Source organism: Pseudomonas sp. Irchel 3H7 (genome assembly GCF_900187605.1).
GTDB lineage: Bacteria > Pseudomonadota > Gammaproteobacteria > Pseudomonadales > Pseudomonadaceae > Aquipseudomonas.
Genome location: NZ_FYEA01000007.1, coordinates 389,235 through 397,302 on the forward strand (window position 1 = coordinate 389,235; position 8,068 = coordinate 397,302).

The 8,068-nt window shown below is 60.6% G+C and carries 9 protein-coding genes and 1 pseudogene; 3 read left to right on the plus strand and 7 right to left on the minus strand.

What is annotated here, in order from left to right; all coding sequences use genetic code 11:
- Position 1 precedes the first annotated feature (1 nt).
- From CKW38_RS16120 to CKW38_RS16135, 4 genes are read right to left on the minus strand one after another with little or no spacing between them, the layout of a single operon-like run.
- Positions 2-727 (minus strand): DUF484 family protein, encoded by a 726-nt coding sequence (locus tag CKW38_RS16120; RefSeq protein WP_095113235.1) that lies wholly within the window; start codon positions 725-727, stop codon positions 2-4.
- Between the two features lie 13 nt (positions 728-740).
- Positions 741-1,571 carry a diaminopimelate epimerase gene (gene dapF, locus CKW38_RS16125; RefSeq protein WP_095113236.1) on the minus strand — a complete coding sequence of 277 codons (831 nt, stop codon included), beginning with the start codon at positions 1,569-1,571 and terminating at the stop codon, positions 741-743.
- A gap of 3 nt (positions 1,572-1,574) precedes the next feature.
- Positions 1,575-2,822: a diaminopimelate decarboxylase gene (gene lysA, locus CKW38_RS16130; protein WP_007911096.1), complete on the minus strand. Its 1,248-nt coding sequence runs from the start codon at positions 2,820-2,822 to the stop codon at positions 1,575-1,577.
- Between the two features lie 9 nt (positions 2,823-2,831).
- Positions 2,832-3,005 carry a lipoprotein gene (locus CKW38_RS16135; protein WP_007911098.1) on the minus strand — a complete coding sequence of 58 codons (174 nt, stop codon included), beginning with the start codon at positions 3,003-3,005 and terminating at the stop codon, positions 2,832-2,834.
- Positions 3,006-3,332: 327 nt separating this feature from the next.
- On the opposite strand from CKW38_RS16135, the gene cyaY reads away from it, so the two are divergent.
- The 3 genes from cyaY to rnk all read left to right on the plus strand — a co-directional run bounded on the left by cyaY (position 3,333) and on the right by rnk (position 4,433).
- Entirely contained in the window at positions 3,333-3,665 is a 333-nt protein-coding gene (gene cyaY / locus CKW38_RS16140) for an iron donor protein CyaY (RefSeq protein WP_007911100.1), read from the plus strand.
- Positions 3,666-3,669: 4 nt separating this feature from the next.
- The gene (locus CKW38_RS16145; RefSeq protein WP_081498736.1) at positions 3,670-3,894 is read left to right on the plus strand and encodes a DUF1289 domain-containing protein; all 225 of its coding nucleotides are present in this window, start codon (positions 3,670-3,672) and stop codon (positions 3,892-3,894) included.
- A gap of 128 nt (positions 3,895-4,022) precedes the next feature.
- Positions 4,023-4,433 (plus strand): nucleoside diphosphate kinase regulator, encoded by a 411-nt coding sequence (gene rnk, locus CKW38_RS16150; RefSeq protein ID WP_095113237.1) that lies wholly within the window; start codon positions 4,023-4,025, stop codon positions 4,431-4,433.
- A gap of 6 nt (positions 4,434-4,439) precedes the next feature.
- Here rnk and CKW38_RS16155 read toward each other — a convergent pair whose 3' ends face one another.
- The 3 genes and pseudogenes from CKW38_RS16155 to CKW38_RS30390 all read right to left on the minus strand — a co-directional run.
- The gene (locus tag CKW38_RS16155) at positions 4,440-7,283 is read right to left on the minus strand and encodes a class I adenylate cyclase (RefSeq protein WP_007950059.1); all 2,844 of its coding nucleotides are present in this window, start codon (positions 7,281-7,283) and stop codon (positions 4,440-4,442) included.
- Positions 7,284-7,466: 183 nt separating this feature from the next.
- Complete coding sequence (locus CKW38_RS16160) at positions 7,467-7,712, minus strand: TIGR02647 family protein (RefSeq protein WP_003229392.1); 246 nt, start codon at positions 7,710-7,712, stop codon at positions 7,467-7,469.
- A gap of 186 nt (positions 7,713-7,898) precedes the next feature.
- Positions 7,899-8,068: pseudogene (locus tag CKW38_RS30390) on the minus strand (IS110 family transposase); the annotation flags it as partial.

Below are 8,068 nucleotides of genomic sequence, written 5' to 3' on the forward strand. Positions count from 1 at the left end.
TTCAGCGTACCGAGCGCAGGGAGCTGTTGACCCGTGGCAGCACGCGGCCCATGACTTCGGCGATGTAGCTGAGGAACAGCGTGCCCACCGAACTCTTGTAGTGCTGCGGATCACGGCTGGCGATCGCCAGAATGCCGTGAATGCCTTGATGGCTGACCGCGACGACAGCGGTGGAACCGATCTGCTTGCGCTGCTCTTCGCCGAAGAGGAAGTCCAGTTCATGCTCACGCAGGCTGCCGCTGATGCTTTTGCCTTCGGTGAGCAGGCCGCCGATGGCGACTTGCGCGTCAGCGTGAGTGACCCAGCGGCCAACCGGTGCCGGGTTATCGCCAAGCAAAATAAGGCTGACAAAAGGCACCTGGAAATCCTGGCGCAGACTGTCTTCGACGCTGATCACCACGTCTTCCAGGCTGCTGGCGTCCATCAGGGACAGGATCAAGCGACGAGTCTTGTCGAACAGGCGATCGTTGTCGCGGGCGACGTCCATCAAATGCGAGAGGCGGTGACGCATCTCGATGTTGCGGTCGCGCAGGATAGTCATCTGCCGCTCGACTAAGGACACGGTGTCACCGCGCTGGTGAGGAATGCGCAAGGCGGGCAGCAATTCCTGGTGCTCGACGAAGAAGTCCGGATGAGCCTCCAGGTATGCGGCAACCGCTGCCGCCTCCAGGCTCTCGGACGCTGATTCGTCGGACTGTCGGGCGGGTACCTGAGGCTTATCGGTCATGGTTTCTGCTCACTCAAAGACGTACTTGTCCTTCGTATACACGCACTGCCGGACCGGTCATCAGCACCGGTTGACCAGGGCCAGCCCATTCAATGGACAGACGCCCGCCAGGCAGGTCGATCAATAGCGGCGAATCCATCCACCCCTGGCTGATCGCAGCGACAGCCGCTGCACACGCACCGGTACCGCAGGCCTGGGTTTCCCCGGCGCCACGTTCCCACACGCGCAGTTGCGCGCGGTTGCGGTCGATGACCTGGAGAAAACCGACATTGACCCGCGCCGGGAAGCGCGGGTGGTGTTCGATTTTCGGCCCCAGTTCATGCACCGGTGCACTGTTGATGTCTTGCACGCGCAATACGGCGTGCGGGTTGCCCATCGACACGGCGGCCAGCTCGACCGTGGTGCCGTCGACTTCCAGCTGATAGCTGGTCGCCTGGGCTGGTGCGTCGAACGGAATGTCCGCCGGCACCAGACGCGGGGCGCCCATGTTCACACCGATCTGGCCGTCGTTACGCACGTCCAGTTCGATGATGCCGCCCTTGGTCTCGACGCGGATCTGCCGTTTGGCGGTCAGACGCTTGTCGAGCACGAAACGGGCGAAGCAGCGCGCACCGTTGCCGCACTGCTCAACTTCGGATCCGTCGGAGTTGAAGATCCGATAACGGAAATCCACGTCCGGGTTGCTCGGCGCCTCGACGATCAGCAATTGGTCGAAGCCAATGCCAGTGTGGCGGTCGCCCCATTGCTTGGCGTGCTTTGGCTGAATATGCGCGTGCTGGCTGACCAGGTCGAGAACCATGAAGTCATTGCCCAAGCCGTGCATTTTAGTAAAACGCAGCAGCATGGGTTACTCCGGCAGCAGGCTTTCGCCGGCAAACAGCTCAGCCACGGTTTCGCGGCGGCGCACTTCAAAAACCTGGTCACCGTCTACCAGCACCTCAGCGGCACGGCCGCGGGTGTTGTAGTTGGAACTCATCACGAAACCGTAGGCACCCGCCGAATGCACGGCCAGCAGATCGCCTTCGGCCAAGGCCAATTCGCGATCCTTGGCGAGGAAGTCGCCGGTTTCGCAGATCGGGCCGACGATGTCGTATTTGCGCGCAGCGGAGTCACGCGGTTTGACCGCGGTAACGTCCATCCACGCCTGATACAGCGCCGGGCGGATCAGGTCGTTCATCGCCGCGTCGACGATGGCAAAATCTTTGTGCTCGGTGTGCTTGAGGTACTCGACCTGAGTCAGCAGCACGCCAGCATTGGCAACGATGAAACGGCCTGGCTCGAACACCAGCGCCAGATCACGACCGTTCAGACGCTCGCGCACAGCTTTGATGTAGTCGGCAGCCAGCGGCGGCTCTTCATCGCGATAACGCACGCCCAAACCGCCGCCGAGATCGATGTGGCGCAGGTGAATGCCGCAATCGCCGAGGCGATCGACCAGATCCAGCAGGCGATCGAGGGCATCGAGGAACGGTGGCAGCGTGGTCAGTTGCGAACCGATGTGGCAGTCGACGCCGACCACTTCGAGGTTCGGCAGATGCGCGGCGCGCACGTACACGTCTTCGGCGTCGGCGATGGCGATGCCGAACTTGTTCTCTTTGAGACCGGTGGAAATGTACGGGTGGGTGCCGGCATCGACGTCCGGGTTCACCCGCAGCGACACCGGTGCGCGAACGCCCAGTTCGGCGGCAACCACTTGCAGGCGCTCGAGCTCATCGGTGGATTCGACGTTGAAGCAGTGCACGCCGACTTCCAGTGCGCGACGCATGTCGTCACGGGTCTTGCCGACACCGGAGAAGACGATCTTGTCAGCGCTGCCGCCAGCGGCGAGTACGCGTTCCAGCTCGCCACGGGAAACGATGTCGAAACCGGCGCCGAGACGGGCCAGGACATTCAGTACGCCGAGGTTGGAGTTGGCTTTGACCGCAAAGCAGACCAGATGCGGCATGCCGGCCAACGCATCGGCGTAAGCCAGATACTGGGCTTCGATGTGCGCGCGCGAGTAGACGTAAGTGGGCGTGCCGAAGCGGTCGGCGATGGCGGACAGCGCCACACCTTCCGCGAACAGCTCCCCGCCACGGTAGTTAAAAGCGTCCATGGCGATCCCTTATTGGTAAACGTCGTGCTTGTGTGCTTTGGACGGCTGCTTCTGCGAAGACTGGGCTTGCTCGGCCGGGTCCTGATCGTCATCCGGCAGGTACAGCGGGCCTTTTTGACCACAGGCCGAAACGAGGCAGGCAACCGCGACGAGCGCAGCAAGGGAAGAGATCAGGCGCTTCATGGCGAAATCCTTGAAAATGCGTTAATTGCGCCGGAGTATACCGGCCACCCGGCAGCTTGCCTATGCGAGGGGGTTCCCGTCCGGCGGGGCTTGCCCAAAGCTGCCCGAACCGCCGCAATACCTTGTAGGAGTGAGCCTGCTCGCGATCGCGGTGTGTCAGCCAGCGATAATGTTGGATGTGCCGGCCATTCGCGAGCAGGCTCGCACCCACAGGGTTCGGTGTTGATGGGCCGGCAGGTGCTTGGTCGTTAATCTTTGCAATCGGCCGGAAGCGTCCGTATCTTTCGGCGCTTGAGCCTGATCAGAACATTTTTTGAGGTTGCCGCAATGAGTTTGTCCGAAGCCCGTTTCCACGATCTGGTCGATGAAACCCAGGAAAAACTGGAAGACATCTTTGATGAAAGCGACCTGGATATCGACATGGAGAACTCGGCCGGTGTGCTTACCGTCAAGTTCGAAAACGGCTCGCAGCTGATCTTCAGCCGCCAGGAACCGCTGCGTCAGCTGTGGCTGGCGGCGGTGTCCGGTGGTTTCCACTTCGACTACGACGAAGAAAGCGAGCGCTGGATGTGCGACAAGAGCGAAGAGCAATTGGGCGAAATGCTCGAGCGCATCGTCAAGCAGCAGGCTGGCGCCGAATTCGACTTCGAAGGTCTGTGATTCCGTGACTGACACCGCTCCCGTTCGTCCACCGAAGCCGCTTTACAGCAACATCAGCCCGGCCGTGCCCTCGCCGTGCAGCGGTGTGTGCCGGCTGGATGAGCACAAGGTCTGCCTCGGCTGCTTCCGCCATGTCGAAGACATTCGCGAATGGCGCTCGGCGGACGACCAGCGGCGACGGGTAATTTGCGCGCAGGCGTCGCAGCGCAAACAGTGCGGCGGGGCGTGACTTGTATATTTTTTGAGCTGTGATAGTGTCCGAACACGCCTCAACCCATCGAGGCCTGGTGAAAACCCCGTCTTTTTTGGCGGGGTTTTGCTTTTTTTGTGTGCAGAAGAAAGGAGTCTGCCCGGATCATGACCGCACCTTCCATCACCCTTACCCGTCTGGACGTGCAACGTCTGGAGCGCCTGATCGACAGCCTGGATGACACGCTGCCGGGCGTGATTGCGCTGCAAACCGAGCTGGATCGCGCCGACACCGTGGTTGGCCACGATGAAGTGCCTGCCGATGTCGTGACGATGAATTCCCGCGTGCATTGCCGTGAAGAAGGCAGTGGCAAGGACTACCACCTGACGCTGGTCTATCCCAAGGATGCCAACGCCGATCAAGGCAAGATTTCCATTCTGGCACCCGTCGGCAGCGCACTGCTGGGCCTGAAAGTCGGTCAACACATCGACTGGCCGGCCCCGGGTGGCAAGACCCTCAAACTGACCTTGCTGGAAGTTGAATCGCAACCGGCCAACGGTGGCGCGTTCCCCGAGTAATCCGCCTCAGACCTGTTCGAGTGCCTCGTTCAGGGCGCGCTCCAGGTCAGCCTTGTAGCGCAAATACAGATTGCTTGAACTCTGCCCGTCACCGAGCAGGCCTGAAAGGTCGAGGTCGGTGATGTAGCAGCGATAGCGTTCGCTTTCGCGGCGCTGCTCGACGATCTCCCGGGCGACCACGCTGAACAGCTGGTCGCCATGTTCCAGCTCACTGAACTCCCGTTGATTGCAATACAGGGTGACCTGCACCTCGCCCGGTGCGGCTTTGCCGACGATCGCCTGCACGTCGTAAAACGGCTTGTTCACCGGCGTCTGCGGTGCCGGTCGCGATTCGACCCGTCGTGCGCGCCCCGGACCCGAAGGCAATAACTGGTAATACAAAGTTTCGAGGCGGCCGTCGGGACCGGCGTCCATCGGTAGCACGGCTTCGCGGCGGAACAGGATCGATTGCAGAAAGCGCTGCAATGGCACCAACAGACTTTGCTCATCGTGATAGGGCAAATGTTGCTGCCACAGCGCGTTGAACTCATCCAACACGTACAACTCGGCCTGCTGCTCGGTGATCCGGTAGAACACTTGAATGCATTCCGGCTGACCCATCGGCAGGATCAATGCGAGGTCGTGATCTTCCAGTGCCATCGGATCCAGATGCAGCGGACTGTAGCGCGGCTGTTCTTCACCGAGGTAATCGAGCAGGGCGGGCAACGTGGCGAGGGCGACATGGTTGACCTGGCCCGGCACCAACTCCAGCACGTGATAGTGCTGCTGCACCTGAATCAGGTAGCGGTGGTTCAACTCGCTGAGCAGCAGGTTCTGCGCGGTGTCGACGATTTCTTCGACGCGACGGGCAATGAATTGCGCGCGGTTGTGGCAGAAACAACGCACCTTCAGCGACGGCTGTAGCGGCCCGCGCGGCAGATTGTTGAGGTAATCGCGCAGGCAATCGAGCAGGGCGTGCGGGCCGTCGAAGCGATTGACCAGCACTTCGTTCCAGCTGTTGAGCGTGACCTGATCCAGCGTCAGCACGAGGTTTTCGCGCACCCCGGCGTAACTCAGCGAGTCGGTGCGCTCGGTGGTCATCAGTATATTGAGGTCGCGGTGATGTTTGAGCGGATCAATCCCGACGTTGACCAGCATCAGCACTTCGCTCGGCACCGCTGCACGCAGCAACGGCTCTTCTGCGACGGTGGGCAAGGGCAGGGCAATGCACTGTTGCAGGCTGCCGAGCAGGTTGAACAGTTCGAACTCGCTCAGGTCGCTGGTGCCGGGATGCAGGGCCAGGCGGGTGCTGCTGTCGATCACACCGTTGCGGTGGCACCAGGTCAACAGCTCGAGTAACTCGCGGCTGCGCTTGATCGGCGCGAAGTGTTCCCACTCCAGTGCCGTAAGGCTGCCGTTATACAGGCCCCACTGGGTTTGCCCCGGTTCCTTTTTGTTGCGCGACTGCACCAGGGTCAGGGTGTCTTCGGCCAGATCCGGGGCGATGCCGGGATTGATGAATTCGACCTTGTCAGCCTTGCGTTCGAAGGCAGCATAGAGCCGGCGCCCGAGTACGTTGAGGTCACGCTTGTTGATCAGGCTGACGGTCTGCTCGGTGCGGGCGAACTGGGTGAGGAAGCGATAGCTGTAGTTCAGTTCGTTGACCAGCGCGCGGCGTTCGGCGCTGACCTGGCGGACTTTCCATTGGCTGCGGCTGTCGAGCAGGGTCAATTGCCGCTGATCCCAATGCCATTCACTGGCCAGTCTTTCCAGCAATGAACGCTGCCAGCTCTGGGTGCGGCTGTTGCCGGTGAGCTTGCGGTTGACCTTCAGGTACAGCGCGCGGCGCACCAGCTCCAGGCGTTCCGGTTCGTTGCGTGCGGTGAGGTATTCCTCGATGCGCCGGTACACGACCATGTACGGGTCCAGCTCATCCAGATCCAGTTGGTTGGCGAACACGGCTTTTTTAAAGCGCAGGCTCAGGCACTGCACCTGCGGGTGTTCGCTGGCGTAGACCTCGGTCAGCAGCAGTTTGAGCACCGATTTGTAGGGTGACTCGATGCCTTTGAACAGCTGCCACAATCCGGCGCCGATGAACTCGCCCGGTGGAATGGTCGCCAGATGGCCGAGGTCCACGGTTTCGTCGGCACGGATGAAGCGCTTCGACAGCAGGGTATGGGTGTAAAGGTCGTAGGCGGTTTCTTCGTACACCGGCACCAGCCACCAGATCGGCGTGCGCCCGGCCAGCCAGATTGCAGTGCGATAAAACTCGTCGAGCAGCAGATAGTGCTGGGTGGTGCCGCAGTTTTCCGAACTGAGCTGGGTGTCGCGTTCGCCTTTGACGAAGCGCACCGGGTCGATCAGAAAGAAATGCGCCTCAGCACCCTGGCTCGCGGCCCAGGCTTCCAGTAACTGACATTTCTTGCTCAGTTCGGCGAGTTCACCTTCGCTCAAGTCAGGCGCGTGGCAGACCCATACGTCCATGTCACTCTGATCGGCCTGCGCCAGCGTGCCGAGGCTGCCCATCAAGAACAGGCCATGAATCGGTCGCGGCGGATTGCTGCCGTGGCGCGGCTTGTAGGAGAACGAACGCGTCAGACGCTGTGCCTCGGTCAGCACGTTGGCGTCCGGCTCGTAGTTCGACAGGCCGGCTGGCGTACTGCCCGAGACATAACCCGGCAACAGCGGATGATTGACATGGAAGAACAGCGGCAACAGCGTCAGCACGCTCTGCTGGCGTGTCGACAAGCCTTCGAGGGCGCGGCCGAGGCGGCCTTCATTGAGTTTGAGAAAGCGCGCGCGTAGCTGGCTGAGGACCTTGCGGTCGATGCCTTCGTCCAGGTCGGGGCGGATTTCGTGGGTGCGCGTCATGTCAGCTCAAACCGGCTCGCAAGCTCGGACGAAGAGGGTCTCGGAATGGGAGGCAGTTTAGCCTTTGCGCAGCGGGACTTTTAAGCTGAATTTGTTTTTTGACGTCAGATTTCTATCGCGGATGACCGGGCAGGCCCGCGGAAATCCCGTGGCAGGAGTTCCCGTGGGCAAAGTCAGGGGGAATCAGGCGGTTTCTTGCTCTCTCAGAATGGTCAGCACGGTTTGCACATTCTGTGCGGCGTCGCGACCGAGGCTGGTCAGATACCCGCCATCGGGCTGATCGGTGAGTTCTTTTTCGAAGAGGCGTTTGGCGGCAGCAATGTGTTTCGGGGCAGCGGTCTGATGAATTTTCAGACCTTCCTGGGAACTGTCCAGGTTGAAGAGTGCGAGGACTTCCAGTTCGGCAACCAACTCAGGGGTAAGCGACATAAGGACTCCAGACTTTCTAGGAATTGGACGACAGCGTCCCTAAGGTGAACCCGCTTTTGCGGCATGTCCAGTGCTCAGATCAGGGATTTTGTCTTGAGGCGGATTCCAGTGTAGTCGGGGCCGGGGAGTTGGCTGGATGGATGGGTGACAAATTGTGTGGGAGATTCTATGGTTGAGGGGAAGCCCTCAACTGACTTTTGTCTGATATTCGCTTTGCCTTTTCAGCAAGGCGAATACCACCCGAGCAAGTTTGCGAGCCAGCATCACCAACGCCTGCGTGGTGCTGAAACCCCGTGCTCTTTGGGCTTCGTAAAACCCTTTCCAGGCTTTCGTACGGCTAGCCGACATCGCTGCGT

Coding starts and splice junctions, on each gene's coding strand:
- CKW38_RS16120 (WP_095113235.1), bottom strand. CDS start 727: ATGACCGATAAGCCTCAGGTACCCGCCCGACAGTCCGACGAATCAGCG.
- dapF (WP_095113236.1), bottom strand. CDS start 1,571: ATGCTGCTGCGTTTTACTAAAATGCACGGCTTGGGCAATGACTTCATG.
- lysA (WP_007911096.1), bottom strand. CDS start 2,822: ATGGACGCTTTTAACTACCGTGGCGGGGAGCTGTTCGCGGAAGGTGTG.
- CKW38_RS16135 (WP_007911098.1), bottom strand. CDS start 3,005: ATGAAGCGCCTGATCTCTTCCCTTGCTGCGCTCGTCGCGGTTGCCTGC.
- cyaY (WP_007911100.1), top strand. CDS start 3,333: ATGAGTTTGTCCGAAGCCCGTTTCCACGATCTGGTCGATGAAACCCAG.
- rnk (WP_095113237.1), top strand. CDS start 4,023: ATGACCGCACCTTCCATCACCCTTACCCGTCTGGACGTGCAACGTCTG.
- CKW38_RS16155 (WP_007950059.1), bottom strand. CDS start 7,283: ATGACGCGCACCCACGAAATCCGCCCCGACCTGGACGAAGGCATCGAC.
- CKW38_RS16160 (WP_003229392.1), bottom strand. CDS start 7,712: ATGTCGCTTACCCCTGAGTTGGTTGCCGAACTGGAAGTCCTCGCACTC.